The organism is Ottowia beijingensis (assembly GCF_042680925.1).
GTDB lineage: Bacteria > Pseudomonadota > Gammaproteobacteria > Burkholderiales > Burkholderiaceae_C > Ottowia > Ottowia beijingensis.
Genome location: NZ_JBHUEP010000006.1, coordinates 420,008 through 444,386 on the forward strand (window position 1 = coordinate 420,008; position 24,379 = coordinate 444,386).

25 protein-coding genes are annotated in these 24,379 nt (G+C 68.5%); 10 read left to right on the plus strand and 15 right to left on the minus strand.

The window, feature by feature from the left end:
- From tolQ to ribBA, 6 genes are all read right to left on the minus strand, one after another.
- Window positions 1-735: a protein TolQ gene (gene tolQ, locus ACFSCU_RS09210; protein ID WP_180549682.1), complete on the minus strand. Its 735-nt coding sequence runs from the start codon at window positions 733-735 to the stop codon at window positions 1-3.
- Entirely contained in the window at window positions 732-1,148 is a 417-nt protein-coding gene (gene ybgC / locus ACFSCU_RS09215) for a tol-pal system-associated acyl-CoA thioesterase (protein WP_180549681.1), read from the minus strand. Before ybgC ends, tolQ begins: the two co-directional genes overlap by 4 nt.
- Before the next feature lie 11 nt (window positions 1,149-1,159).
- Entirely contained in the window at window positions 1,160-2,389 is a 1,230-nt protein-coding gene (locus ACFSCU_RS09220; protein WP_180549680.1) for a pyridoxal phosphate-dependent aminotransferase, read from the minus strand.
- A gap of 188 nt (window positions 2,390-2,577) precedes the next feature.
- Window positions 2,578-3,081, minus strand: coding sequence for a transcription antitermination factor NusB (gene nusB / locus ACFSCU_RS09225; protein ID WP_377560494.1), 504 nt, complete (start codon window positions 3,079-3,081; stop codon window positions 2,578-2,580).
- A complete protein-coding gene (ribH, locus tag ACFSCU_RS09230; protein WP_377560495.1) occupies window positions 3,078-3,542 on the minus strand; it encodes a 6,7-dimethyl-8-ribityllumazine synthase in 465 nt (154 codons plus the stop codon). Before ribH ends, nusB begins: the two co-directional genes overlap by 4 nt.
- 77 nt (window positions 3,543-3,619) lie before the next feature.
- A complete protein-coding gene (gene ribBA, locus ACFSCU_RS09235; RefSeq protein ID WP_377560496.1) occupies window positions 3,620-4,756 on the minus strand; it encodes a bifunctional 3,4-dihydroxy-2-butanone-4-phosphate synthase/GTP cyclohydrolase II in 1,137 nt (378 codons plus the stop codon).
- A gap of 347 nt (window positions 4,757-5,103) precedes the next feature.
- Between ribBA and ACFSCU_RS09240 the strand changes: the two genes are divergently transcribed.
- The 6 genes from ACFSCU_RS09240 (at window position 5,104) to ACFSCU_RS09265 (ending at window position 12,584) form a co-directional block, all read left to right on the plus strand.
- On the plus strand, window positions 5,104-6,063 hold the full coding sequence (locus ACFSCU_RS09240) for an AEC family transporter (protein WP_180549678.1): 960 nt from the start codon (window positions 5,104-5,106) through the stop codon (window positions 6,061-6,063).
- Between the two features lie 115 nt (window positions 6,064-6,178).
- Entirely contained in the window at window positions 6,179-7,351 is a 1,173-nt protein-coding gene (locus ACFSCU_RS09245; protein ID WP_377560498.1) for an ABC transporter substrate-binding protein, read from the plus strand.
- Window positions 7,351-9,681 (plus strand): hybrid sensor histidine kinase/response regulator, encoded by a 2,331-nt coding sequence (locus ACFSCU_RS09250; protein WP_377560499.1) that lies wholly within the window; start codon window positions 7,351-7,353, stop codon window positions 9,679-9,681. Before ACFSCU_RS09245 ends, ACFSCU_RS09250 begins: the two co-directional genes overlap by 1 nt.
- Complete coding sequence (locus ACFSCU_RS09255) at window positions 9,659-10,312, plus strand: response regulator (protein WP_377560501.1); 654 nt, start codon at window positions 9,659-9,661, stop codon at window positions 10,310-10,312. The genes ACFSCU_RS09250 and ACFSCU_RS09255 overlap by 23 nt, the downstream gene beginning before the upstream one ends.
- A gap of 160 nt (window positions 10,313-10,472) precedes the next feature.
- Window positions 10,473-12,122, plus strand: a complete 1,650-nt coding sequence (locus ACFSCU_RS09260; protein WP_377560502.1) for a hypothetical protein — start codon at window positions 10,473-10,475, stop codon at window positions 12,120-12,122.
- A gap of 72 nt (window positions 12,123-12,194) precedes the next feature.
- Complete coding sequence (locus ACFSCU_RS09265) at window positions 12,195-12,584, plus strand: DUF995 domain-containing protein (RefSeq protein WP_377560504.1); 390 nt, start codon at window positions 12,195-12,197, stop codon at window positions 12,582-12,584.
- A gap of 84 nt (window positions 12,585-12,668) precedes the next feature.
- Here the strand turns inward: ACFSCU_RS09265 and pdxH are convergent, their stop codons facing one another.
- Both pdxH and ACFSCU_RS09275 read right to left on the minus strand, forming a co-directional pair.
- Entirely contained in the window at window positions 12,669-13,304 is a 636-nt protein-coding gene (pdxH, locus tag ACFSCU_RS09270) for a pyridoxamine 5'-phosphate oxidase (RefSeq protein WP_180549672.1), read from the minus strand.
- Window positions 13,305-13,348: 44 nt separating this feature from the next.
- The gene (locus ACFSCU_RS09275; protein WP_180549671.1) at window positions 13,349-13,987 is read right to left on the minus strand and encodes a gamma-glutamylcyclotransferase; all 639 of its coding nucleotides are present in this window, start codon (window positions 13,985-13,987) and stop codon (window positions 13,349-13,351) included.
- Between the two features lie 42 nt (window positions 13,988-14,029).
- On the opposite strand from ACFSCU_RS09275, the gene ACFSCU_RS09280 reads away from it, so the two are divergent.
- On the plus strand, window positions 14,030-14,644 hold the full coding sequence (locus ACFSCU_RS09280; protein ID WP_377560505.1) for an OmpA family protein: 615 nt from the start codon (window positions 14,030-14,032) through the stop codon (window positions 14,642-14,644).
- A gap of 224 nt (window positions 14,645-14,868) precedes the next feature.
- Here ACFSCU_RS09280 and ACFSCU_RS09285 read toward each other — a convergent pair whose 3' ends face one another.
- Together ACFSCU_RS09285 and gloA are read right to left on the minus strand one after the other, a co-directional pair.
- Window positions 14,869-16,395 carry a CYTH and CHAD domain-containing protein gene (locus ACFSCU_RS09285; RefSeq protein WP_180549670.1) on the minus strand — a complete coding sequence of 509 codons (1,527 nt, stop codon included), beginning with the start codon at window positions 16,393-16,395 and terminating at the stop codon, window positions 14,869-14,871.
- A gap of 102 nt (window positions 16,396-16,497) precedes the next feature.
- Window positions 16,498-16,914: a lactoylglutathione lyase gene (gloA, locus tag ACFSCU_RS09290; RefSeq protein WP_257645614.1), complete on the minus strand. Its 417-nt coding sequence runs from the start codon at window positions 16,912-16,914 to the stop codon at window positions 16,498-16,500.
- Window positions 16,915-17,159: 245 nt separating this feature from the next.
- Between gloA and ACFSCU_RS09295 the strand changes: the two genes are divergently transcribed.
- The 3 genes from ACFSCU_RS09295 (at window position 17,160) to ACFSCU_RS09305 (ending at window position 20,170) form a co-directional block, all read left to right on the plus strand.
- Window positions 17,160-18,203: a TRAP transporter substrate-binding protein gene (locus ACFSCU_RS09295; RefSeq protein ID WP_377560506.1), complete on the plus strand. Its 1,044-nt coding sequence runs from the start codon at window positions 17,160-17,162 to the stop codon at window positions 18,201-18,203.
- Between the two features lie 105 nt (window positions 18,204-18,308).
- A complete protein-coding gene (locus ACFSCU_RS09300) occupies window positions 18,309-18,848 on the plus strand; it encodes a TRAP transporter small permease (protein WP_180549668.1) in 540 nt (179 codons plus the stop codon).
- Window positions 18,845-20,170 (plus strand): TRAP transporter large permease, encoded by a 1,326-nt coding sequence (locus ACFSCU_RS09305; RefSeq protein ID WP_180549667.1) that lies wholly within the window; start codon window positions 18,845-18,847, stop codon window positions 20,168-20,170. The genes ACFSCU_RS09300 and ACFSCU_RS09305 overlap by 4 nt, the downstream gene beginning before the upstream one ends.
- An 84-nt stretch (window positions 20,171-20,254) precedes the next feature.
- Here ACFSCU_RS09305 and ACFSCU_RS09310 read toward each other — a convergent pair whose 3' ends face one another.
- The 5 genes from ACFSCU_RS09310 to rpsA all read right to left on the minus strand — a co-directional run bounded on the left by ACFSCU_RS09310 (window position 20,255) and on the right by rpsA (window position 24,264).
- Entirely contained in the window at window positions 20,255-20,605 is a 351-nt protein-coding gene (locus tag ACFSCU_RS09310) for a ComEA family DNA-binding protein (RefSeq protein WP_377560507.1), read from the minus strand.
- A gap of 129 nt (window positions 20,606-20,734) precedes the next feature.
- Complete coding sequence (gene lapB / locus ACFSCU_RS09315) at window positions 20,735-21,895, minus strand: lipopolysaccharide assembly protein LapB (RefSeq protein ID WP_377560509.1); 1,161 nt, start codon at window positions 21,893-21,895, stop codon at window positions 20,735-20,737.
- On the minus strand, window positions 21,885-22,181 hold the full coding sequence (locus tag ACFSCU_RS09320; RefSeq protein ID WP_377560510.1) for a lipopolysaccharide assembly protein LapA domain-containing protein: 297 nt from the start codon (window positions 22,179-22,181) through the stop codon (window positions 21,885-21,887). The genes lapB and ACFSCU_RS09320 overlap by 11 nt, the downstream gene beginning before the upstream one ends.
- Window positions 22,182-22,222: 41 nt before the next feature.
- Window positions 22,223-22,537 (minus strand): integration host factor subunit beta, encoded by a 315-nt coding sequence (locus ACFSCU_RS09325; RefSeq protein ID WP_180549665.1) that lies wholly within the window; start codon window positions 22,535-22,537, stop codon window positions 22,223-22,225.
- Window positions 22,538-22,584: 47 nt separating this feature from the next.
- Window positions 22,585-24,264 carry a 30S ribosomal protein S1 gene (rpsA, locus tag ACFSCU_RS09330; RefSeq protein WP_180549664.1) on the minus strand — a complete coding sequence of 560 codons (1,680 nt, stop codon included), beginning with the start codon at window positions 24,262-24,264 and terminating at the stop codon, window positions 22,585-22,587.
- Window positions 24,265-24,379 lie beyond the last annotated feature (115 nt).

Consider the following 24,379-nt stretch of genomic DNA (forward strand, 5'->3'; position numbering starts at 1 on the left):
TCAGTATCCGGTGGGGCTGCCGAACTGCGACGACGGGCCTGAAGAAGAAGCCGGCGGCGCCTGCACACCCAGGTTGCGCTGCAGGATGTTGGAGAACTCCTCGATGAAGGTCTCCTGCTTGATGGCAATGCGGTCGATGTCGCGCGCGAAGCGGTTGTAGGCCACCACGGCCGGGATGGCGGCGAACAGGCCCAGCGCCGTGGCCACCAGCGCCTCGGCAATGCCGGGCGCCACGGTGGCCAGCGTGACCTGCTGCAGCGCGCCCAGGCCGGTGAAGGCGTGCATGATGCCCCACACGGTGCCGAACAGGCCCACGTACGGTGACACAGAGCCGACCGAGGCAAGGAAGGACAGGTTGACCTCGGCCGCGTCCAGCTCGCGCTGGTAGCTGGCGCGCATGGCGCGGCGGGCGCCGTCGAGCAGCGTGCCGGCGTCGGCGATGCGGCGCTCGCGCAGCTTCTGGTATTCGCGCATGCCGCTGGCGAAGATGCGCTCCATGGGCCCGCCGTGCTTGGCGTTCTGCGCCGCGCTGGCGTACAGGTCGTTCAGGCTGGTGCCCGACCAGAAGTCGCGCTCGAACTCGTCGTTCTGTGCCTTGATGATCTTGAGCGCGCGCAGCTTGCGGAAGATGGCGGCCCAGCTGGTGATGGAGCCCACCAGCAGCACCAGCATGACCAGCTGCACGATGAAACTGGCGTTGACCACCAGGTGGAGGATGGAGAGGTCCTGATTCATGGGTGGAGCTTTTGCAGGATGTCGGAAGGAATGCGTGCCGGCTTCATGGTCTGCGCATCGACCCAGCCGGCGCGGATGGTGCCCTCGCACAGCAGCGTGCGCGCAGCCGTGCCGGGCTCGATGAGAAACGCCTGCTGGGCCAGCACCATGCCTGCCCTGCCGGCTTCTTGGAGCCGCGCGGTGACGACAAGTTCATCGTCCAGCCGCGCCGGCCGCAGGTATTTGAGCGCGGCATCGGCCACCACGAACATGCCGCCGGATTGCTCGCGCAGCGTACGCTGGTGGATGCCCAGCGCGCGCAGCCATTCGGTGCGCGCGCGCTCGAAGAACTTCAGGTAGTTGGCGTAGAACACGATGCCACCGGCATCGGTGTCTTCCCAGTAGATGCGGATCGGGAATTCGAACGCCGTCATCAACCCGCCTGTCAGGCCAGCACCTCGCGCAGGCGGGCGACGGCCGTCTCCAACTGCGCCATCGAATTGGCGGTGGAGAAGCGGATGTAGCGCGCCGTGTCGGCGTGGCCGAAGTCGCGCCCGGGCGTCACCGCCAGGTGCGCGCGCTTCATCAGCTCGAAGGCGAAATCCCAACTGCCGGCTGCTTGCATGCCGCTATTGTATTCGGAGCGCGCGGCGCTGTGCGTGCCGAACAATTTGTCACATGCCGCGCTGCAGTCGGCCCAGGCGTAGAAGGCGCCGTCGGGCGTGACCGGCACATCCAGACCCAGCGCATTGAGCTGCGGCACGAACCAGTCGCGCCGCGCCTTGAATTCGGCCCGGCGGCGTTCGTACTCGGCCAGGCTCTCGGGCTCGAAGCAGGCCAGCGCCGCGTGCTGCGACACGGTGCTGGCGCAGATGAACAGGTGCTGCGCGATCTGCTCCACGGTGCCGGCGATGCTGTCGGGCACCACCAGCCAGCCCAGGCGCCAGCCCGTCATGTTGAAGTACTTGCTGAAGCTGTTGATGCTGATGATCTGGTCGCTCAAACCCAGCGCGCTGTGGCTGTAGGTGTCGTCGAAGCTCAGGCCCAGGTAGATCTCGTCCAGCAGCGTGATGCCGCCGCGCTCGGTCACCACGTCGTGGATGCGCTTCAGCTCGTCCGGGTGGATCGAGGTGCCGGTGGGGTTGGAGGGCGAGGCCAGCATCACGCCGCGCGTGTGCGCACCCCAGGCCTGCTGCACCTTGTCGGCGCTGAGCTGGAAGCGCTCGGCCGGCGTGGACGGGATCAGCACCGAGCGCCCCTCGGCCATGCTGACGAACTGGCGGTTGCAGGGATAGCTGGGGTCGGGCATCAGCACCTCGTCGCCCGCTTCGATCAACGCCAGGCAGGCCAGCTGCAGCGCGGCCGAGGCGCCGGCGGTGACGACGATGCGGCGCGCCGGCACGTCGAGCCCGAAGCGCTGGCGGTACCAGCCGCTGATGCGCTCGCGCAGCTCGGGCAGGCCGGTGGCCTGGGTGTACTGCGTCTTGCCGTCGCGGATGGCCCGCTCGGCCGCCTCGGCCACCAGCGGCGGCGCGGTGAAGTCGGGCTCGCCGATGTTCAGGTAGATCATCGGCCGGTCGCTGCCGGCGGCCTCGCGCGCGATGGCGGCGGCCGACTTGGCCATCTCCATCACGTAGAAAGGCTCGATGCGCTGGGCGCGGGCGGAGATTCTCATGGCGTCAATGTACTTTCAATATGATAGCTGCTGGCGCTTTATATGCAATGGTTTCAGATGAAAAATCATCTGAAAACGGCTAATGACGGGCGCGAGCAGCTATCGTTTTCAATCAATGGCGAGCGCTGACGATGCGGCGTGGCGGCGAATGCCATGCACGTCGCGGGGCGCCCGGCCGCAGGCAGCTCTCAGGCCTTGGCGGCGCGGTCGGCTTCCACTTCGACGGTGCGCAGCCTGGGCGCGATGCCGTTGAGCACGGCGTTGACGTACTTGTGGCCGTCGGTGCCGCCGAAGTCCTTGGCCAGTTCGATGCACTCGTTCAGCACCACGCGCCAGGGCACGTCGGGGCATTTCAGGAACTCGTAGGCGCCGATCCACATGCAGCCGTGCTCGATGGGCGAGATCTGGCCCAGCTCGCGGTCGAGCAGCGGCACGATCAGTGCGTCCAGGTCGGCCGCCAGTTCGATGCAGCCGTGCAGCAGCGCGTCGTAGTGCACCGAGTCGGCCTTGTTGAAGCCCTGCAACTCGCGCGTGAAGGCGTCGATGACAGCCACGTCGCTGCCGCCGACGAAGTGCTGGTACAGGCCCTGCAGCGCAAATTCGCGCGCGCGCGAGCGGGCCGACTTGGTGGACGATTTGCGCGTGCCGGGGTTGGACGGTTTGGCGCCCGGCGTCTTTTTCGCGGTGCTCATTGGAGTTTTTCTTTCAGCAGCGCCATTTCCACCGCCACGCGCGCCGCGTCCTTGCCTTTTTCGATCTGGCGCACGATGGCCTGCGTCATGTTCTCGGTGGTGAGGATGGCGTTGGCCACGGGCAGGCCGCTGTCGAGCGCCACGCGGGTCACGCCGGCGCCCGATTCGTTGGCGACCAGTTCGAAGTGGTAGGTCTCGCCGCGGATGATGCAGCCCAGCGCCACCAGCGCGTCCACGTCGCCGCGCCGTGCCAGCATCTGCAGCGCGCTGGCCACTTCCAGCGCACCGGGCACGGTGACATGGGTGATGTTCTCGTCGCGCACGCCCAGCGCCGTCAGCTCGGCCAGGCAGGCGGCGTGCAGGGCGTTGGTCACGCCTTCGTTGAAGCGCGCCTGCACGATGCCGACGCGCAGGCGGCTGCCGTCGAGGGGAGGGGTATGGCCTTTGTCAGCGCCGAACATGCGGAGTCCTTTTCATATTGATGGTTGCAACGTGCACGGCCGCGCGACGCCAGGCGCACGGGCGGCCGGCGCACGCCTTATTCGGTGATGTAGCCGACCACTTCAAGCCCGTAGCCGCCGGCCATGCTGGGCAGGCGGCGCGGCGTGCCCAGCAGCTGCATGCGGTGCACGCCGCAGTCGCGCAGGATTTGCGCGCCCACGCCGTAGCTGCGCAGGTCCATGCGGCCGCGCGCGGGCGCGTGCGCTGCGCGCGCCGTGCCGCTGAACTGGGCCAACAACTGCTCAGCGCTTTCGCCGCAGTTCAGGAACACGGCCATGCCGCGTCCTTCCTGCTGCAGGCGCTTCAGCGCCGCATCCACGCTCCACGAATGCGTGCCGCGGCCGCTTTCCAGCACGTCGAGCACCGACAGCGGCTCGTGCACGCGCACGGGCACGGCGTCCTGCGGCTGCCACTGGCCCACCACCAGCGCCAGGTGCAGCTCGCCGCTGGGTTGGTCGCGGTAGGCGTGGGCGATGAACTCGCCGTGCGCGGTGCGCAGCGGGCGCGTGGCGATCTTCTCGACCAGGGTTTCGGTCTTGCTGCGGTGCTCGATCAGGTCGGCAATGGTGCCGATCTTCAGCCCGTGCTGCGCGGCGAAGAGCTGCAGGTCGGGCAGGCGCGCCATGGTGCCGTCGTCCTTCATGATCTCGCAGATCACCGCGGCCGGAGAGCAGCCAGCCATGCCGGCCAGGTCGCACCCGGCCTCGGTGTGGCCGGCGCGCATCAGCACGCCGCCGTCGACGGCCTGCAGCGGGAAGATGTGGCCGGGCTGCACCAGGTCGGCCGCCTGGGCATTGGGCGCCACGGCGGCCTGCACGGTGCGGGCGCGGTCGGCGGCGCTGATGCCGGTGGTCACGCCCTCGGCCGCCTCGATGCTGACGGTGAAGGCGGTGCCCATCTTGGTGCCGTTGCGCGCCACCATGGGCGGCAGCTGCAGGCGCTCGCAACGCTCGCGCGTCAGCGTCAGGCAGATCAGGCCGCGACCGAAGCGCGCCATGAAGTTGATGGCCTCGGGCGTCACGTGGTCGGCGGCCAGGATCAGGTCGCCTTCGTTCTCGCGGTCTTCCTCGTCGACCAGGATCACCATGCGGCCGGCGCGCAGATCGGCCACGATGTCCTCGACGGGCGAGATGGCGCTGGAGGCGGGGGCGGTGGGGGTGTGGGGGGCGTTCATGGCGGTGGCCGGCCGCCGCGTCGGCGCCGGCGTGCGCCGAAGGGCGCACCTGCAAAGAACGGCACCGCGCGGGGGCCGCGTCGGTAAAAGGGCGATTATCCCGCTTTGCCTGGGCCATCGTCGGTGGTGGGCTTGGCGTTGCAGGCTTGCTGTGGGAGCGGGCTTGCCCGCGATGAGCGTCATGAGGGGAAGCAGGCGCGGCACCGCGGGCAAGCCCGCTCCCACAAAAGTCCTGTTTTGATAGCTGCTTGCGCTCGTGGGGCGGGCGCTGGAGGCTGATTTCATTCAAAAACCTGCGGTCGTGCCGCTGCGTGCATGGCGTGCTCAGCCCATAATCGCCGCCGCCCATGACGCTCGATCACCCCGTCGCCTCGTCCCTGCTCCCCGTGGTGCTGCTGATCGGCATCGGCTTCGCCGCCGGGCGGCTGAAGCTGATCCGCGGCGAGGCGGTGCGCGATCTGTCCAACCTCGTCTTCCTGGTGCTGGTGCAGGCGCTGCTGTTCCGCACCATGGCCACGGCCGATCTGGCGCGGCTGGACCTGCGATCGGTGGCGCTGTACTACATCGTGGCCGGGGCCATGTTCTTTGCGCTGCTGTTCATCCGCGGGCTGACCAGCCGCTCGGCCGTGCTGGCGCTGGCGGCCATCTTCAGCAACACGCTGATGATCGGCGTGCCGCTGGTGCAACTGGCCTACGGGCAGGCCGGGCTGGTGCACCTGTTCACGCTGATCTCGATGCACGCGCTGATCCTGCTGACGCTGGCTACCGTGGTGCTGGAGCTGCTGGTGGCGCGCGAGCAGGCCGCGGCAGGCCAGGGGCCGCGCCGCCACATTGCCGCCACCGTGGCGCAGGCGGTGAAGAACGCCGTGCTGCACCCGGTGCCGCTGCCCATCATCGCGGGCTTTCTGTATTCACTGACGGGCTGGGGCCTGCACCCGGTGGTGGAGCGGCCGCTGAAGCTGCTGGGCGACGCCTTCGGCCCGGTGGCGCTGGTGCTGGTGGGCGTGACGCTGGCGCAGACCGCCATCGGACCGCACCTGCGCGGTGCGCTGGGCATCTCGCTGCTGAAAACCGTGCTGCACCCGGTGTTGATGGCCGCGGCCGGCTGGGCGCTGGGCATCCGCGGCCTGCCGCTGGCCGTGATGGTGACTGCCGCCGCGCTGCCGGTGGGCGCCAACGTGTTCCTGTTCTCGCAGCGCTACCACAAGGCCGAGGACCTGGTCACCGCCAGCGTGGCCGTGTCGACGGCGATGGCGGTGGCGACGATTTCGATCGCGCTGGCGCTGCTGGCGCGCTGGCCGGGCTGAATGACCGGCTGGCGGCCCGCCGGATGGTGAATATTCACCCAATCTGTAGCGTCTACCCCGTGGCGTCGGCTCGCCGGGTAAGGTATCTTTGTGTCCAAACGTGAGGGGAGAGGACATGTCGATCAGCCTGGAGCAGTACGACGAGGTAACGAGAACCAGAGCACGCGCCGACAGGCTGGTTTTCGGCCGCTTGCGGCTCACCATCAGCGTGACGGCGTTCATCGCCGCGCTGGTGGCCAGTCCGCCGGTCTCGGCGCAGAGCGCCCCGCCGGCCCCCAGCGCACCGGGCGCCGCCACGCCCGCCGCCGCGCCCCGCGTCATCGCCTACCTGACCCTCGGGCCGAGCGAGTCGAACCGGCTCTGCATGAACGAGGTGCGTGCCGGCCTGGAAGCGGCCGGCTGGTCCTTCGACCGGCAACTGAGAATCGAATGGAACGACGTGGCCAACGACCCGGCACGCTACGCAGCCGTGGCGCAGGCGATGGTGGCGCGCCGGCCTGCCGTGCTGCTCGCGACCAACAATCCGGAATCCGAGGCACTGATGAACGCCACGCAGGAGGTGCCGATCGTCGTGCTGGGCCCGACCAACCTGCGCCAGGTTCTCGATGCCCAGTTGCGCCCGCTGGCCAATGTCACCGGCGTCACGCTGGGCCTGTCGGGCCAGTTCCTGCTCAAGCCGATGGAGGTGTTGCTGCAGGCGTTCCCGCAGGCGCGCCGCGTCGGCATGGTCACGAACGACGGCAACCCGAGGCACGAGGCGATGAAGGACCTCGGGCCTTTCGCCGACATGCTGGGGCAGGCCGGCGTCGAGGGGGTGCGCGTGCGCTTCTCTGGCGAGGCCGGCATTGCCGGCGCCTGGGACGAGTTGGCCCGGCGCCAGGTCGATGCAGTCCTGATCTGGCCGGATTCGGCGGTATTCCACGGCGAGCACGCGCGGCAGGCGCTGCGGGTGCGCCTGCCGGCGATCGCCCACACGTCCTGGTTCACCACCCGCCACGGTGGCCTGCTCAGCTACGGCGCCATCGGCCGCGTCAGCATGTGCGGGCGCGGGGCGCGCTATGTGGACCAGGTGCTGCGCGGTCGCCCGCTGGCCGAGCTGCCGGTCGAGGAGCTGTACGAGGCGGCGCTGGTTGTCAACCTCGACACCGCCGAGCGCATCGGTGTGACGCTGCCACCCGCGCTGCTGGCGCGTGCCGACCGCCTGATCCGGCCGGGCGACCGTATGCTGCCGCCGACGGCGGACGCCAAGGGTGACGCCGGGGCTGCCGCCCAGCCCCCCTCCCGCTGATGCGCCCACCTGGCCAGCGCCTGTGGCAGACCTATGCCCTGTCGGTCGCCGGGCTGGTGACGCTGGTGCTCACCGTCAGCGGTCTGGCACAGCTCTGGCTGATCCAGCGCGAGACGCGCATTGCCGTGGAGGCGCTGCAGGCGCTCGAAGCCGCCAGGGCCTCGGCCCGGATCGAACGCTTCATCGGCCAGACCGGTGCCTTGCTGCGCGCCGCCCTGGCGCTGCAGGACTCACGCCACCTGGACGATGCTGATGCCGACATCCAGTTCGAGCTGTACCGGCTGATGAAGCAGTCGCGCGCGATCCAGGCGCTGTACTGGATCGACCAGCACGGGCAGGAGCGTGTGCACATCTCGCGCATGGAGCCCGACCGCATCGGCGTGCGCGAAGACCGCAGCCAGTCGCCCGAGTTCCTGTACGCCAGCGCCGAGGCGCCGTGGTTCGGCCCGGTCACCTTTGTCGTCAACCAGCCTCGCGTGGTCCTGGCGCGGCGCGGCAGCCTCCCGCAGAGCGGCGTGCTGGCGGCAGAGGTCGAATTGGCGCAGCTGCGCGAGATCATCGACGAAACCCGCTTTGGCCGCGAGGGCCAGGCCTACGTCGTCGATGGCGAGGGCCGCCTGCTGGCGCATCCGGATTTTCTGCAGGTGCTGGCACGCCCCGACTGGGCCGACCATCCGCCGGTGCGCGCGGCCATCAGGCCGGCGGGGGCGGATCGCGGCGGTTTGATCGAATTCACGACGCCCGAGGGCCGCGCCATGGTCGCTCGCGCCGCCCCGCTGAGCGTGCCCGGCTGGCGGCTGATCACCGAGCAGCCGCGCGACGAAGCCTACGCGCCGATCCGCCGCGCGCTGGCGACGGCGCTGCTGATCCTGGTGTTCGCCGTGCTGGCGGGCTCGGCCGTGGGCATCGTGCTGGCGCGCCGGGTGGTGCGGCCGATCCGGGAGCTCGCCGAGGGGGCCGACCGCATCGGTGAAGGCCAACTCGACCACCGCATCGTGCTGCGGCGCGGCGACGAGCTGGGCCAGCTGGCGGCGCGCTTCAACCAGATGGCCGAACGCCTGGGCGATTCGGTCCAGTTGCTCGAAGCCCGCGTGGCCGAACGCACCCACGAGCTGGCTGGCGCCAACACCTTGCTGCGTGCCCGGCGCAACGAAGCTGAGCAGGCGAGCCAGGCCAAGACGCGCTTTCTGGCGTCGGCCAGCCACGACCTGCGCCAGCCGCTGCACACCATCAGCCTACTGGTCGGCGTGTTGCGCCGGCAGGCGGTCACGCCCGAGGTCGGCAAGCTGGTGAGTCACATCGAGGCGTCGGTGTCCGCCATGGAAGCCTTGTTCGTCGGCCTGCTCGACATCTCGAGGCTGGACGCCGGCACGGCCAAGCCCGTGCTGGGCGACCACGCCCTGGCCGATCTGCTGCACCGGGTGGCGACCAGCCACGGGCCGGCAGCCGAGCGCAAGCAGTTGCGCCTGGTCGTGGTGCCTTCTCGCTGTGCCGTGCGCACCGACGCCGTGCTGCTGGAGCGGGTGCTGGGCAACCTGGTGGCCAACGCGATTCGCTACACCGAACGCGGCAAGGTCCTGGTGGGCTGCCGGCGGCGCCCCGGCGGCGTCGAGCTACAGGTCTGGGACACCGGCATCGGCATCGCGCCCGAGCAGCTGCCGCACATCTTCGACGAGTTCTACCAGATCGACAACCCGGAGCGCGACCGCGGCAAGGGGCTCGGGCTGGGCCTGGCCATCGTCAAGCGCACGCTCGATCTGCTGGGCCATCCGCACGTGCTGCGCTCGACGCCGGGCCGCGGCACCTGCTTCTCGATCCTGCTGCCGGGCGCCGAGGCGCTGCCGCAGGTGCCGGCGCAGCCTGCCGCACTGGCGAGCGGGCGGCGCGTCGTCGGCGCGTTCATCGTGGTGATCGACGACGAGGCCGATACGCGCCGCGCGATGCAGGCGCTGTGCCACAGCTGGGGCGCGCACGTGCTCACCGCCGCGTCGGCCAAGCAATGCCTGACGCTGCTGGGCGAGCACCTGCGCGACCCCGACCTGATCCTGAGTGACTACCGGCTGCGCCAGCACCGCGACGGCCTGGACGCCGTCGAACAGATACGCGCGCGCATCGGCCAGGCGGTGCCGGCGATCATCGTCACCGGCGACATTGCCGCCGCCGACCTGCGGCGCGTCACCGACGCAGGCCTGCCGCTGCTGCACAAGCCGGTCGGCGCCGACCGGCTGCTGGCGGCGATCGAGGCGGCGCTGGACGCTCACCCAACTGGGGGAGGCGCAGCGGCGGAAACGCCCTCAGACTCCGGCCATGAGGATCCTGCTGGTCGATGATCACGCGCTGTTTCGCGACGGCGTCGCGCTGCTGCTGCGCGAGCTCGACCCGGCGGTACAGGTCTCGCATGCCGCCAGCCTGGACGAGGCGCTGGCCACCCTGGGCGACAGCGCGGACATCGACCTGATCCTGCTCGACGTCATCCTGCCCGGCATGCACGGCCTGCAGGCGCTGGAGACGCTGCGCGAACGCCACCCCGGCGTACCGCTCGTCATGCTGTCCTCGCAGGAAGACCAGGTCACCGTGCTGCGCTCGATCCAGCTGGGCGCGATGGGTTTCATCCCCAAGTCGGCCCCGGCCGGCCAGATGTTCGAGGCCTTGCGCACCGTGCTGGCACGGCGCATCTACGTGCCCCCGCTCAGCCTGGCGGGCATCGCGCTGCCCGTGCCGGCGCGGGCCTGCACCAGCCCGGCCGAGCTCGGACTCACCCCGCGCCAGACGCAGGTGCTGCGGCTGATCCTGGAGGGCAAGCCGATGAAGCTGATCGCGCGCGAGCTGGGCCTCAGCCCCAACACCACCAAGACCCACGTCAGCGCCGTGCTGCGCGCGCTCGCCGTCACCACGCGCACGCAGGCGATCGTGGCGGCAAATCGCATGGGGCTGGTGCTGGGGGACGACGCTTCCACCTGAACCGCGGCGCTCGCGGTGGACACCGCCGTCGTCCAAGCCCGTTGTCAAAGCAAAAGAGAGGTACGCCACGCTCACCCAACTGGGTGATGTACGGGGGAAATGTTTCTTTTAGTGTCTCTCGTGTCGATAGACAAGCCCCAGCAACCCCAGGAGGAGCCTCATGAAACCCCGCACGCGAAGCCTGCTGATCCACGCCTTTGCCGCCACCGCCGCACTGTCAATGGCCGCCTGTGGCGGCAGCGGCGACGATAACGACGATGATTCGTCCCCGCCGCCACCGCCGCCTCCCCCCGTGACCCTCAGCGGTGAAGTGGCCCGCATCGGCCCCCTCCAGAACGTGGTGGTCTGTCTGGACCTGAACGCCAACGACGCCTGCGACGACGGCGAACCCACCTCGGCCGCCACCGGCGCCGATGGCCGCTACAGCCTGACCTACGACCCGTCCGCCGTGCCGGGCGCCGCGTCGGCCCGCCTCATCGCACTCGTCAAGACGGGCGATCCGGCCGCGGCCACCACGGCCATCGATTCGGCCACCCCCGGGGTGGCCGCCACCGACGCCGACTACGTGATGCACCGACCGGCCGGCTCGGGCGGCGCCATCAACCCGCTGACCACCCTGGTGCAGGCCGGCGTGGCTGCCGGCATGACCGACGCGGCGGCGCGCGCCAACGTGGCGCTGCAGCTGGCCATCGACGCCACCAAGATCGACGCCTACCAGGACGATCCGGCCTGGGATGCCAACCAGATACACGACACGGCGCGCATGGCGGCCGCGGTCGTTTCCGGCATGCTGCGCACCGGTGTGCCGCTGGAGGTGGGCGACCAGCAGGCGGCTGCACCGGCATCGACCACGCTGCGCGCGCTGCGTTACGTCGGCCCTGACGACTACTTTGAGCGCAGCAACGATCGGCAAGCCAAGGCGGCGGGCAGTGCCGGCGTGCAGTTTGTCGATAACCGCAGCGGCAAGAGCGGCGGTCAGCCCAGCCCGGACAATGCGCTCTACGGCACCGCTTTTCTCACGCCCAGCGGCTGGACCTACTGCACGCGCGATGTGGTCCACCGGTCCACGGTCGGCAATCCGAGCCGCACGGTGTACTGCGACGGCGAAACAACGCTGGGCTCCACCCGCGCCAGCAGTGTGGCCGGTCAGGCCATGGCCGATCTGGTGGACCGCTGGCAGACCCTGCCCACCAACACCATCAACGTCGGAATGCCGACGGTGGGCTTGAAGGGGGCGCTCGGCGCGACCGTGTTCCCTGCGGGTGCCGAGGAACTGCTGCGCACCAATGTGGTGTTGGGGTCGACCATCCAGATCGACGCCCTGGCGAACCGCGCTCAGCCGCAGAGTCGAAACACGCTGGAGGCTTTGATCAACCACTACCCGACCTCGGGCGCCGCTGCGCCCACCGGGGCCAACACCCTGAACCTGGCGCTGACCACCAGCGCGCTGAAGAACCTGCGGGTGTCGATGGCGCCGTCCAGCGCCACCCAGGGCTCGGCGCAGTACTACGAGTGCGATCTCAATGCCGAGCAGACCGTGGTGTCCAACTGCGTGCCGTCCACCACGGGCACCTACAGCATCGACGACGTGAATGGCGAGCGCGTGCTGCGCTTCACCGGCCAGCCGCCGACGCCAGCCATCCGCTACCACGTGGTGTACAGCGAGATCCGCTGGGTTGCCGGCGACCCGAATTCCCAGTGGGTGTACCGCGCCCACGAGACCAAGCCCGGCCTCGTCTCGCGTCAGGCGGCATCCCATCGCCTGAACGAGGCGGCCTGGACGGCCATGAAGACCCAGTTGGGACTCTGACGGTCCCTCGGGGGGCGGACGCCGGTTGGGGCGTCCGTCTCTCCTGTCTTGCATTCATTGCTGGAGACCCACATGAACACCGCCACCCGCCTATCGATTCTGCTGTCACCCCTGCTGCTCGCCGCCTGCGCCGCCAGCGCGCCGCCGGCCAAGGACTTCCCTGCCGGCGCCCGCGCGCCTTCGGCGGCCGAACTGGCCACGCTGCTGCGCGGCAAGTCCACCAACGCCCCCCTATCCAACGGCGGCACGATCCGGGTGGACTACGCCGCCGACTCGAACAATCTGAAGGTTTTCGTCGCGGGTCGTTCGGACACCGGCACCTGGCGTGCCGAGGAGGGCGGTCGTGTCTGCTTCGAGTTCAAGGTCTTCCCCTCGGCCTGCAACGACATCCGGCTGGTGGGGCAGGACGTGTATGCCAGGCGCGCCAATGGCGACGTGGTGCCGGTGACCGTGTCGCGTTGATCGGCGCGCTACTGAAGACGCCCGGCACTTTGAAAATCATAGCTGTCTGCGCTTGCCAGTAAAGCGCTGGAGCCCGAAAAAGCTTCAAGGCGCCAGCCGCTCGCGCACCCAGCCGCCGCCTTCCAGCCGGTAGCGCAGCCGGTCATGCAACCGGCTCTTGCGCCCCTGCCAGAACTCCCACCGATCAGGCTTCAGGCGGTAGCCGCCCCAGTGCGGCGGGCGCGGCGGGTGCAGCAGAAACTTGGCGCCGACCTTGGCCGCCTCAGCCACCAGCCAGGCGCGGCCGGGGATCACCTGGCTTTGCGGGCTGGCCCAGGCGCCCAGGCGGTGGTCGAGCGGGCGGCTGGCGTAGTAGGCGTCGCTCTCGGCCTCGCTCACCTTCTCGACCAGGCCCTCGATGCGCACCACGCGCTCCAGCTCGACCCAGTGGAGCTGCAGCGCCGCATACGGGTTGCCGGCCAGCTCCAGCCCCTTGCGGCCCTGGTAGTTGGTGTACCAGACGATGCCGCGCGCGTCGTATTCCTTGATCAGCACCACGCGGGTGCTGGGGCGCAGGTCGCTGCCCACGGTGGCCAGGGTCATGGCGTTGGGCTCGGGCAGCTCGCTTTTCAGCGCCTCGTCGAACCACTGGGCGAATTGCGCCATCGGGTCGGCATGGCTGGCGTCTTCGGACAGTTCGGCGCGCTCGTAGCTCTTGCGCAGGTGGGCGATGTCACTCATGCGCCGAAGTATAGGCAGCGGGCGCGGGCGCGGCCCCGCTTGCGTCAGGCCTCGGGGTCGTCCGCCAGCGCCAGCAGTGCGCGCAGCCGCCGGTCGTGGATGCCGTGTTCGCGCAGCGTGTCGAGCGTGCGGCGCGCGTAGTCCAGCGTGGTGCCGTAGCGGCCGCTGGCGTGGCGGAAGATGTGGCGGTACTGCTCGGGCGCCAGCTCGCCGGTGAAGGACGGGCTGCGGCGCGACAGCGTGAAGGCCAGCGCCGGCACGGGACCGTGCGGCGTGGCGCAGGGCAGCCAGCGCGCGTCGTACACGCCGCTGGGCATCTCGCGCGCCCACAGGGTGTCGAACACGGCCTCGGCCTGTTGCCCGGGCACGCGGTACACCATGCCCTGGCAGCTGCCGCCCGGCAGCAGGGCGAACACCAGGCCGGGCAGCTCGGGCGTGCCGCGGTTGACGCGGCTCCACATGGCCAGCGCGCGGTGCCAGCCGTGGATGCGGCTGGCGTGGCGTTCGGTGAAGTCGAAATCGGTCCGCCAGATCAGCGAGGCGTAGCCGAACACCCACAGGTCGCGTTGCGGGCCGGCCCGGCGGTGCCATTCGGCGCGCGCCTGCGCCAGCATGCGCTGCGGGTCGCGGCCGGGCGGGCGCAGATGTTCGTAGGGGGCATAGGCGGCGTCAGTGGGCTGCATGGCGGGACTTTATACAATCGCCCCAATTTCTTTGGAGAACTCATGAGTACACAGAACGATGACAACCAGGGCGTGGTGTGGACCGTGCTGATCGGCGTGGTCCTGCTCGCCATCAGCTTGGCCATCGGGTTTGGGCTGTATCGCACCGGCAAGGGTGCGGCCCCCACCACGGCCGTGGCGGGCGCCAGCACGGGCGTGGCCGGTGGTGCCGCGCCGGGTGCGGTGGGCACGGCGTCTGCTGACGGTGCCGCCGGCACGGCGACGGGCGTGGCCGCCGCAGGCGGCGCAGCACCGGCCAGCACCGCCGACATGACCACCGCCGCGGCCGATGGCCCCAGCATCCGGGTCGAGAACGGCGTGGTGAAGTTCTACTTTGCCAGCGGCAGCGCCGACCTGGCGCCGGGCGCGGCCGATGCGCTGGGCGACGTGGTGAAGGGCGTGGCCGCCGGCCAGACGGCCGTGATCAGCGGCTACCACGACACCACGGGCGATCCGGCACAGAACGAGGAGCTGGCCAAGCAGCGCGCCTTGGCCGTGCGCGATGCGCTGAAGGCGCTGGGCATCGGCGACGACAAGCTGGACCTGAAGAAGCCCGAGGTGACCACCGCCACCGGCAGCAACGCCGAGGCGCGCCGCGTCGAGGTGAGCCTGCAGTAAGCGGCTGCTGCAAACGCGCGCATCAAGCCCGGCCTGGCCGGGCTTTTTCGTGGGTTGCGGCGGCAGGCGGCGCACACCCCGGATTTTCAGATACTCCCCTATATGCATGCCGATAGCGCCCGTAGAATGGGCGCTGGCGATGCATACTCCCCTGTTTTGGGGCTGTGCCGTGGTGGGGAAGGCGCTGTCCGTGACAGAGCTGTCCGCGTCGCACGGACCGGCGTTCAGGCTTCCGCCATGCGCCCCGCCGCCACGCCGCGCAGAAAGCCCAGGATGCCGCGGTCGATGCCCAGCGGCTCCAGCAGCGTGGCCAGCAGCATCAGGTCGCGCGCGGCGCCGATGCTGGTCTGCAGCTCGGTCGCCTGCTCCTGCCAGCGGCGCGTACGCTCTTTGGGCAGCACGGTGCGCAGCGCCTCCAGCACGTAGCGCGTGCGCTTGGCCAGCAGGCGCACGTTGTGCTGGTGCTCGATGCCTTCTTCGGTGTCGAGGTCGGCGGCTTCCATTTCCTCGATCTCGGCGGCCAGGCGCGCGTGCAGGCGCTTGGTGCGGCTGGCGGCCCAGTCGCCGATGCTGCGCTCGGCCAGCTCGGGCGTCCATGCGGCCTGCGGCAGCGCGTGCAGCCAGCGCTCCAGCCCCAGCAGCGCCTGGCCGGTGCCGGTGGCGCCCAGCGCGGCCAGCAGGCCGGCGCGGCGGATACGGCGCTCGGCGGTGACGGCCGCTTCCATGGTCTGCCATTCCTGCGCGCGCTCGCGGGCTGCTTCGTCGGTGCCGCCGATGTAGGCGTCGGCCCATTGCGGCAGGCTTTCCAGCGCCGCCACGTCCAGGTCGCGCATGGCGCCCAGGGCATTGAGCAGCGGGCGCAGGCCGGCGCTGTCGGGCGCCGGGTGGGCGTCGGCCAGCAGCGGCTTGAACAGCCACAGCGCGCTGCGCCAGCGCCGCCAGCCCACGCGCGCCTGGTGCACCAGCTCGGGGCCGTCGGCGCGCACGATGCCGCTCAGGTTCTCGATGAACTGGCCCAGCATTTCGCCCAGCACGGTCTGCGCGGCCAGCAGCACGGGGGTGTTCTCGGCCAGCTCCAGCTTGCGCGCGCGGCGCGGCGCGCGGGTGGTGCCGTCGACCAGGCGCCAGGCGCGCTCGGCCTTGCTCACCGGGTCGGGCAGCACCGGCAGGTGGCTGGCGATGTGGTCGGCCAGCGCGAACAGGGCGTCGGGCGCGCCTTTCAGCAGCTCCAGCTCCAGCTCGCACAGCTCGGCACGCTCGTCGCCGGCGCGGATGGCGCCGACGTCCAGCACCACCTCGATGCGGCTGCCGTCGTCGCCGGTGAACAGGCGCAGCGTGCGCGTGGCGTCGGTCTCAAAGCAGGGCGCGAGTTGCGGCAGCAGCGTGCCGTCTGCGTCCAGCGTGGGCCAGGGCGTGCCCTGCAGCACGACGGGGTCGAGCTTACCCTCGCGCACCGTGGCTTCCCACTCGCCGCGCTGACTCAGGCCGCCGGCACTGCTGTCTTCGGTCTTCAGGGCCTGCAGCCAGTGCACCTTGCCGCCGTCCTGGCGCTGGCTGCGCAGGCGCAGCACCGCGCGGGCCTGGCGCAGGTGCTGGGCCGGGGTGTCGAAGTAGATGTTGCGCAGCTTCTGCTGGGTGACGGGCAGGGCGGCCAGCAAGGGCAGGGCGGCGAGCTGCTCGCCGATGGCCTTGGGATCCGCGCCGGGCATGGCGAGCTTGAGCTCGATCTCGGCGCTGGTCGCGGAGGTCATGGGGGGGTTCGAGGGGGTGGTCTTGTTCAAGTCAAAAATGGTCTGAGGCGCCGTACATAAAGCGCCAGCAGCTATAAATAAGTGAGTAACCAGGTTGGTCGATCATGACCGCAGGCCTTCGCCGGCGCCGTCGGTCGCGCGCTGGATCAGTTCGATCTTGTAGCCGTCCGGATCGGTGACGAAGGCGATGACGGTGGTGCCGCCCTTGACGGGGCCGGCCTCGCGCGTGACCTTGCCGCCGGCGGCCTTGATCTTGGCGCAGGCGGCATAGGCATCGGGCACGCCGATGGCGATGTGGCCATAGGCCGTGCCCATGTCGTACTGCTCGGTGCCCCAGTTGTAGGTCAGCTCGATCTCGGCCTGGCCGGGGTTGCCGCCGTCGAAGCCCAGAAAGGCCAGCGAATACTTGTATTCGGGGTTTTCCGACGTGCGCAGCAGTTGCATGCCGAGCACCTGGGTGTAGAAGTCGATGGCGCGCTGGAGGTTGCCCACGCGCAGCATGGTGTGCAGGATTCTCATGCGCCCATTGTGACCTGCCTGCGTGACAGCGTCGCCAGGCCAAGCCCGCATTGGCGCCTGCAATGGAGAAATCGCTTGCACCTTGGCACGGAATAGGCAATATAATGCAGGTTGCGCCCGCAACTATTAGCACACTTATAAAATGCGGCGTTTAGGGATGGCCCGTAAACGCAGGGGCGATCCGCACCGTTAGACTGCCCAGCTGAATTCCCAGCTGGCTTCTTTTATTGCAGGAGACTGTTCCTATGACATCCAAGCGTCTGGTGGCCCGTGCCGCCGCCACCCTGTTGCTCGGTCTGGGCGCGCTGACGGGCGCCCACGCACAGACGGTGCTGAAAGTCTCGCACTTCCTGCCGCCGGGCTCGAACTTCCAGAAGAACTTCCTGGAGCCCTGGTGCGAGAAGATCGCCAAGGACTCGGCCGACAAGCTCAAGTGCCAGATCTACCCGGCGCTGCAACTGGGCGGCACGCCCGCGCAGCTGGCCGATCAGGTCAAGAACGGGGTGTCCGACATCGTGTGGACCTCGCCCAGCTATTCCACCGGCCGCTTCCCGCGTACCGAGGCGCTGGAACTGCCCTTCACCATGCCGCCTGATGGCATGGGCGGCAGCCGCGCCATGTGGGAGTTCTATGAGAAGCACGCACGCGACGACTACAAGGACTTCAAGGTCCTGACGATCTGGAGCGCCTCCAACGTGGTGCTGTCCACCGCCAGCAAGCCGATCCTGACCGCCGCCGACTTCAAGGGCGTGAAGCTGCGCAGCCCCTCGCGCTTTGCCGCGCTGTTCCTCACGGCGCTGGGCGGCACGCCCGTCAACATGCCGGTGGCGCAGGTGACCGAGGGTGTGTCCAAGGGCGTGATCGACGGCGCCATGGCGCCGTGGGAGGTGCTGCCGGCCACCAAGATCGACGAGGTGGTGAAGTTCCACATGGAAGGCCAGGCGAACCAGCCCGGCTTCACGCAGACGCCGATGGCGCTGCTGATGAACCAGCGCAAGTTCGACAGCCTGCCGGCCGACCTGAAGGCCGTGGTGGAGAAGAACAGCGGCCTGGTCGCGGCCGAGTGGCTGGGCAAGGTCTGGGACGACGGCAACAACGACGCCCGCAAGTCGCTGGCTGCCCGCGGCAACAAGGTGCTGACGATCAAGAACGAAGACCTGGCGGCGATGAAGAAGCAGACCGCCAGCGTCGAGGCCGACTGGATCAAGCAGGCCACCGCGCGCGGCCTGGACGGCAAGAAGCTGGCTGCCGAGGCCCACGCCATCGGCGCGAAATACATGCCGAAGTGAGGATGGATGGGCTTATAACGCGCCCATGAACGCCCGGCCTGCCACGGACACGCGCTGCGTTCCTGGCAGGCTTTTCATCATTCAAGAACACATCGAGGAGGCAGCGTGGCTGAACTTGCGCCGGGCGCTACCGGAGAACCGAGTCCGTTCACCAGCGCCGCAGGGCGCTGGCTCGACCGCATCGCCACGTGGTGGGCGCTGTTCGGCGGCCTGCTGTTTTGCGCCATCGTGGTCATGTCGATCATCTCCATCGTCGGCCGCAAGCTGTTCTCCGCGCCGATTCAGGGCGACATGGAACTGCTGCAGATGGGCTCGGCCATCGGGGCTGCGGCCTTCCTGCCGCTGTGCGAGGTGTATGACCACCACATCAAGGTGGATGCCTTCACCAACGGCCTGAGCGCCCGTGCGCGTGCCTGGCTCGATGTGCTGGGCCACGGCCTGCTGGCCTTGATGGGCGCCATGCTGACCTGGCGCACCGCGCTGTACGCCGTGTCGGCCAAGGAGACGATGGAAGTATCTGCCCTGCTGCTGGTGCCGCTGTGGTGGCCGGTGTCGATGCTGGTGCCGAGCTTTCTGCTGCTGACCGTGGCGGCGCTGGCGCGCCTGGGCATGTCGCTGCGCACGGCTACGGGAGGTGCGGCATGAGCGGCATGACGGTCGGTCTGTGGATCTTCGCGATCCTGCTGTTTCTGCTGGCGATCCGCGTGCACGTGGGTGTCGGCATGTTCCTGGGCGGCGCGGCGGCCTTCCTGGCCATGAACGGGGGCGACCCGTCGGCGCTGCTGTTCACCCTCAACACCACGGCCTACGCGCGCCTGTCGAACTACGATCTGGCGGTGGTGCCGCTGTTCATGCTGATGGGCCAGTTCGCCACGCACGGCGGGCTGTCGAAGGCGCTGTTCCGCTGCGCTGCGGCTTTCCTGGGTCACCTGAAGGGCGGGCTGGGCATGGCGGCAGCGGGTGCCTGCGCGGGTTTTGGTGCCATCTGCGGCTCGTCGCTGGCCACCGCCGCCACCATGGCGCAGGTGGCGCTGCCCGAGCTGCGCGCGCACGGCTACTCGGGCAAGCTGGCCACGTCCACACTGGCTGCGGCCGGCACGCTCGGCATCCTGATCCCGCCCTCGGTGCCGCTGGTGATCTACGCCGTGCTGGTGCAGGAGTCGATCGGCAAGCTGTTCGTGGCCGCCGTCATCCCCGGCATCATTGCCACGCTGGGCTACATGCTGGTCATCCGCATCGTGGTGGCGCTCAATCCCAGCGCCGGCCCGGCCGGCGAGAAGTCGAGCTGGAGCGAGCGTCTGGCTGCCTTGGTGGCGGTGATTCCCGTGATCCTGGTATTCATTGTGGTGATCTACGGCATCTACGGCGGCTGGGCCAACCCGACCGAGGCGGCCTCCATTGGCGCTGCCGCCTGTGCGGTGCTGGCCATCGTCAACGGCATGCGCTGGAAGGGCCTGCGCGAGAGCCTGATCGGCACCGCCCACGCCACCGCCATGATCTTCCTGGTGCTGGTGGGTGCCGACCTGCTCAACTCCGGCCTGGCACTGACGCAGATGCCGGTGGAACTGGCCAACTGGGTCAAGGACAGCGGCATGCCGCCCATGATGGTGCTGGTCGCCATCCTGGTCATCTACCTGGTGCTGGGCTGCGTGATGGACTCGCTGGCGATGATCCTGCTGACGATCCCGATCTTCTATCCCATCATCATGGGCCTGGATTTCTGGGGCCTGAGTCAGGCCGACAAGTCGATCTGGTTCGGCATTCTGGCCTTGATGGTGGTCGAGATCGGCCTGATCACGCCGCCGATGGGCATGAACCTGTTCATCATCCAGAAGCTCTCGCGGACCGTGCCACTGATGGAGATCGCCCGCGGTGTGCTGCCCTTCCTGGTCTCCGACCTGACCCGGATCGTGCTGCTGGTGCTGTTCCCGGTGCTGGCGCTCTGGTTGGTGAACCTGGGGACGTGACGTCAACCCCGATGGGCACGAAAAAGCCGCGCAACGCGCGGCTTTTTTCATGTCCGGGAGCGGCCTGTGCCGAGGCCGGTCCGGCTACTTGGCCGCTGCCGCAGCAGGCTTGGCCGTGGCGGCGGCTGCGGGTGCCGCAGGCTTCTGGGCTGCCGGCTTGGTGGGGGCACCGGCATAGCCAGCGCCGTTGACGGTCAGTCCGTTGTCGGAGAAGCGGCTGGCACTTTTTTCGCCCACGCCTTTCACGCGGGCGATGAAGTCATTCCAATCCTTGAATTTGCTTTTCTTGCGCTCATCGATGATCCGCGTGGACATGGCGGGGCCAATGCCCTTGACGCTGTCCAGATCGGCCGCCGTGGCCGTATTCACATCGACAGCGGCAAACGAAACGGCCGCGTAGAACATGGTCAATGCCGCCAAAAGCTTTTTCAACATGGGTTTCCTCCGATGTAACGATGAAGAGCCGGCACATGCCGGCCAATGATCTTGCCATGACGCGCCCGGCCTGGAAGCCCGCGCTCTGCAGGGCATCCCCTGTACAGGGTAGAGCTTGTGGCGCCGCGGCTACAACTCTTCGATGCGTTTGGGGGGAAAGCTCTCCCAAGCCTGGCAGCCTGGGCACTGCCAGAAATAGCCCTGGGCCTCGAAGCCGCAGGCGGCACAGCGATAACGGGCCAGCGGGCGGGCCGCATGCTCCAGGGAGCGTTGAACCACAGGATGCGCCCCTTCCTGGGCAAACGGCTCGTGGCTGAGCCAGCGGGCAGCGGCGATCAGCGAGGGTTCCTGCGACATGTGGCGGACATAGCCCTCACGCGCGTCCTTCAGGGGCGCTCCCGCGATCATCTGCGCCTGGACGATGGCATCCACCACGTCGACGGATGGTGCTGCGGCATAGCGTCGCTGGAGCAACTCGGTGGCCTGCGGCAGTTCGCCAATGGCCTGGCCGATGCGCACCAACTCGCTCGCGACCAGCGGGAGGGCTTGCGGCGCATGCGGTTCAAGGTCAAGCAGATGCTCGAACGCGCCCCGCAGATCATCCTGCATGGCCAGCAGGCCAGCCATCTGGATGCGGGGTCGGGCGGCGTGAGGGGCTGCCTGGATGGCCTGCTCCAGCAACGTGCGGGCGGTGTCGGCATCCTTCTTCTTGTCCCAGGCATGGGCGGCCAACTCGCATTGGTAATGTGCCAGGCGGGCGGTGAAGTCGCCCTGATGCGCCTGCTGCAAGCGCTGGGCAATGTCTCGTGCCTGCACCCAGTCGCGTGAGCGCTCGTGCAGCGACAGCAAGGTCAGCCAGGCTTGCTCCTGGTAATGTGTGCCGTCCAGCTTGTGCAGTGCGGCTTCGGCCCGGTCGAGCAGGCCGGCTTTCAGAAAATCCTGCGCCAGGGCGTGCTGCGCCCGATCGCGGTCGGCCTGGCTCAGATCGGCACGGGACAGCAGGTGCTCGTGAACCCGGACAGCGCGCTCGTATTCGCCGCGGCGGCGAAACAGGTTGCCCAGCGCGAAGTGCAGTTCCGACGTGTCAGGATCTCTCTGAACCGCTTCGATGAAGGCGTCGATGGCCTGATCCTGCTGCTCGTTCAGCAGGTAATTGAGGCCCTTGAAGTAGGCTTTGGGCGCCTGGCGATTTTCGATGCGGAGTTGGCGCAGATCCAGGCGCGATGCGATCCAGCCGAGCGCGAACACGATCGGCAGGCCCAGCAGGATCCAGCTGAGGTCAAACTCCATGCGGCGGGTCCGTCCGCTCGTCGCCGAGCGGGGCGAGGTCAGAGTGTGGTGCTGGCCTGGGCGCAGGTTTGCGGCGCGACCACCAGCCCGGCAGCATGCCGAGCACGCCCACCACCAGGCCCAGCGCAAACGCGGCCAGCACGATCAACATCATGGGCGCACGCCACTGGTGACCGAACAGAAGATGGACGGTGGCGTCTTGCTGGTTGTTCAGCGCAAAGGCGAACAGGGCAAAAAAAACGGCTGCCTTCAGTATCCACGTCAGCAGCCTGGTGAGCTTGTTCATGTGTCTTCTTCAGCGTCGAAGAAGATTCTAGCGGCGGGCACTCAGGAGTCTGGCGCTCGCTCGTCGCTTTCGACGGGTTGCGCGCCGACGGCTTCACGCAAGGCTTTGCCTGGCTTGAAGTGCGGCACCCGCCTTTCGGGGATGTGCACGCTCTCGCCAGTGCGGGGATTCCGGCCCAGGCGTGGTGGCCGGCGGTTGATGGAAAAGCTGCCGAAGCCGCGGATCTCGATCCGATGCCCACGCACCAGCGCATCGCTCATGGCGTCAAGAATCGTCTTGACGGCCGCGTCGGCGTCGCGTTGCGTGAGCTGACCGAAGCGTTCGGCCAGCAGTTCGACCAGGTCGGAGCGGGTCATGTTCCCGAAGGCACGGCCAAGGTGGTGCCTGGCCGTGCTTTCCCTTCTTACTTCTCGCTGCTGTCCAGCTTGGCACGCAGCAATGCGCCAAGGCTGGTGGTGCCGGCCGTGCCGCTGCTCTGGCTCAGGCTGGACATGGCTTCCTGCTGGTCGGCAGCGTCCTTGGCCTTGACGGACAACTGGATGTTGCGCGTCTTGCGGTCGACGTTGACCACCACGGCAGTCACTTCGTCGCCCACCTTCAGCACCTGGCTCGCGTCTTCCACGCGGTCACGGCTGATTTCGGAGGCGCGCAGGTAGCCCACCACGTCCTGGCCCAGGTCGATCTCGGCGCCGCGGGCATCGACGCTCTTGACCTTGCCGGTCACCGTCTGGCCCTTGTCGTTCACCGTCACGAAGGTGGTGAACGGGTCCTGGTCGAGCTGCTTGATGCCCAGACTGATGCGCTCGCGGTCGACGTCGACGGCCAGCACGATGGCCTCGACTTCCTGGCCCTTCTTGTAATTGCGGACGGCGGCTTCGCCGGGCTCGTTCCACGACAGATCGGACAGATGCACCAGGCCGTCGATGCCGGCGGCCAGGCCGACGAACACTCCGAAGTCGGTGATCGACTTGATCGGGCCCTTGACGCGGTCGCCGCGCTTGGTGTTCTGCGCGAATTCCTGCCACGGGTTGGCGCGGCACTGCTTCATGCCCAGGGAGATGCGGCGCTTGTCCTCGTCGATCTCGAGCACCATGACCTCGACCTCGTCGCCCAGCGACACGATCTTGCTCGGGGCCACGTTCTTGTTGGTCCAGTCCATCTCGGACACGTGCACCAGGCCTTCGATGCCGGGCTCCAGTTCGACGAAGGCGCCGTAGTCGGCGATGTTGGTGACCTTGCCGAACATGCGCGTGCCCTGCGGGTAGCGGCGGCTCACGCCCAGCCACGGGTCGTCGCCCATCTGCTTGAGGCCCAGCGACACGCGGTTCTTCTCGGTGTCGAACTTGAGGATCTTGGCGGTGATTTCCTGGCCAGCCTGCACCACCTCGCTGGGGTGGCGCACACGGCGCCAGGCCATGTCGGTGATGTGCAGCAGGCCGTCGATGCCACCCAGGTCGACGAACGCGCCGTATTCGGTGATGTTCTTGACCACACCGTTGACGATGGCGCCTTCCTTCAGCGTCTCCATCAGCTTGGCGCGCTCTTCGCCCATGCTGGCCTCGACCACGGCGCGGCGGCTCAGCACCACGTTGTTGCGCTTGCGGTCGAGCTTGATGACCTTGAACTCGAGCGTCTTGTTCTCGTAGGGCGTCAGGTCCTTGGTGGGGCGGGTGTCGACCAGCGAGCCGGGCAGGAAGGCGCGGATGCCGTTGACCAGCACCGTCAGGCCACCCTTGACCTTGCCGGCGGTGGTGCCGGTGACGAAGTCGCCCGATTCGAGGGCTTGTTCCAGCGCCAGCCAAGAGGCCAGGCGCTTGGCGGTGTCGCGGCTCAGGATGGTGTCACCGTAGCCGTTTTCGATGGAGCCGATGGCCACCGGCACGAAGGCGCCGGGCTCGACCTCGACCTCGCCTTGGTCGTTCTTGAATTCCTCGATCGGGATGTAGGCCTCGGACTTGAGGCCGGCATTCACGACGACGAAGCTGTGCTCGACGCGCACGACTTCGGCGGTGATGACTTCACCCGGGCGCATTTCGGTGCGCTGCAGGGATTCCTCGAACAACTGGGCAAAAGATTCAGACATGAAAGGTTCCTTGTCCGCACACACAGGTTCACGACGGCACGGTGCAATCGTTTCTAAAGGCTGGTGGCGGGGACGTGGTTTGCGGCAGGACCGCGGTCAGGTTGAACAACCCATG

Excerpts from the sequence above, each read along its gene's own strand:
- tolQ (WP_180549682.1), bottom strand. The coding sequence starts at position 735 with ATGAATCAGGACCTCTCCATCCTCCACCTGGTGGTCAACGCCAGTTTC.
- ybgC (WP_180549681.1), bottom strand. The coding sequence starts at position 1,148 with ATGACGGCGTTCGAATTCCCGATCCGCATCTACTGGGAAGACACCGAT.
- ACFSCU_RS09220 (WP_180549680.1), bottom strand. The coding sequence starts at position 2,389 with ATGAGAATCTCCGCCCGCGCCCAGCGCATCGAGCCTTTCTACGTGATG.
- nusB (WP_377560494.1), bottom strand. The coding sequence starts at position 3,081 with ATGAGCACCGCGAAAAAGACGCCGGGCGCCAAACCGTCCAACCCCGGC.
- ribH (WP_377560495.1), bottom strand. The coding sequence starts at position 3,542 with ATGTTCGGCGCTGACAAAGGCCATACCCCTCCCCTCGACGGCAGCCGC.
- ribBA (WP_377560496.1), bottom strand. The coding sequence starts at position 4,756 with ATGAACGCCCCCCACACCCCCACCGCCCCCGCCTCCAGCGCCATCTCG.
- ACFSCU_RS09240 (WP_180549678.1), top strand. The coding sequence starts at position 5,104 with ATGACGCTCGATCACCCCGTCGCCTCGTCCCTGCTCCCCGTGGTGCTG.
- ACFSCU_RS09245 (WP_377560498.1), top strand. The coding sequence starts at position 6,179 with ATGTCGATCAGCCTGGAGCAGTACGACGAGGTAACGAGAACCAGAGCA.
- ACFSCU_RS09250 (WP_377560499.1), top strand. The coding sequence starts at position 7,351 with ATGCGCCCACCTGGCCAGCGCCTGTGGCAGACCTATGCCCTGTCGGTC.
- ACFSCU_RS09255 (WP_377560501.1), top strand. The coding sequence starts at position 9,659 with ATGAGGATCCTGCTGGTCGATGATCACGCGCTGTTTCGCGACGGCGTC.
- ACFSCU_RS09260 (WP_377560502.1), top strand. The coding sequence starts at position 10,473 with ATGAAACCCCGCACGCGAAGCCTGCTGATCCACGCCTTTGCCGCCACC.
- ACFSCU_RS09265 (WP_377560504.1), top strand. The coding sequence starts at position 12,195 with ATGAACACCGCCACCCGCCTATCGATTCTGCTGTCACCCCTGCTGCTC.
- pdxH (WP_180549672.1), bottom strand. The coding sequence starts at position 13,304 with ATGAGTGACATCGCCCACCTGCGCAAGAGCTACGAGCGCGCCGAACTG.
- ACFSCU_RS09275 (WP_180549671.1), bottom strand. The coding sequence starts at position 13,987 with ATGCAGCCCACTGACGCCGCCTATGCCCCCTACGAACATCTGCGCCCG.
- ACFSCU_RS09280 (WP_377560505.1), top strand. The coding sequence starts at position 14,030 with ATGAGTACACAGAACGATGACAACCAGGGCGTGGTGTGGACCGTGCTG.
- ACFSCU_RS09285 (WP_180549670.1), bottom strand. The coding sequence starts at position 16,395 with ATGACCTCCGCGACCAGCGCCGAGATCGAGCTCAAGCTCGCCATGCCC.
- gloA (WP_257645614.1), bottom strand. The coding sequence starts at position 16,914 with ATGAGAATCCTGCACACCATGCTGCGCGTGGGCAACCTCCAGCGCGCC.
- ACFSCU_RS09295 (WP_377560506.1), top strand. The coding sequence starts at position 17,160 with ATGACATCCAAGCGTCTGGTGGCCCGTGCCGCCGCCACCCTGTTGCTC.
- ACFSCU_RS09305 (WP_180549667.1), top strand. The coding sequence starts at position 18,845 with ATGAGCGGCATGACGGTCGGTCTGTGGATCTTCGCGATCCTGCTGTTT.
- ACFSCU_RS09310 (WP_377560507.1), bottom strand. The coding sequence starts at position 20,605 with ATGTTGAAAAAGCTTTTGGCGGCATTGACCATGTTCTACGCGGCCGTT.
- lapB (WP_377560509.1), bottom strand. The coding sequence starts at position 21,895 with ATGGAGTTTGACCTCAGCTGGATCCTGCTGGGCCTGCCGATCGTGTTC.
- ACFSCU_RS09320 (WP_377560510.1), bottom strand. The coding sequence starts at position 22,181 with ATGAACAAGCTCACCAGGCTGCTGACGTGGATACTGAAGGCAGCCGTT.
- ACFSCU_RS09325 (WP_180549665.1), bottom strand. The coding sequence starts at position 22,537 with ATGACCCGCTCCGACCTGGTCGAACTGCTGGCCGAACGCTTCGGTCAG.
- rpsA (WP_180549664.1), bottom strand. The coding sequence starts at position 24,264 with ATGTCTGAATCTTTTGCCCAGTTGTTCGAGGAATCCCTGCAGCGCACC.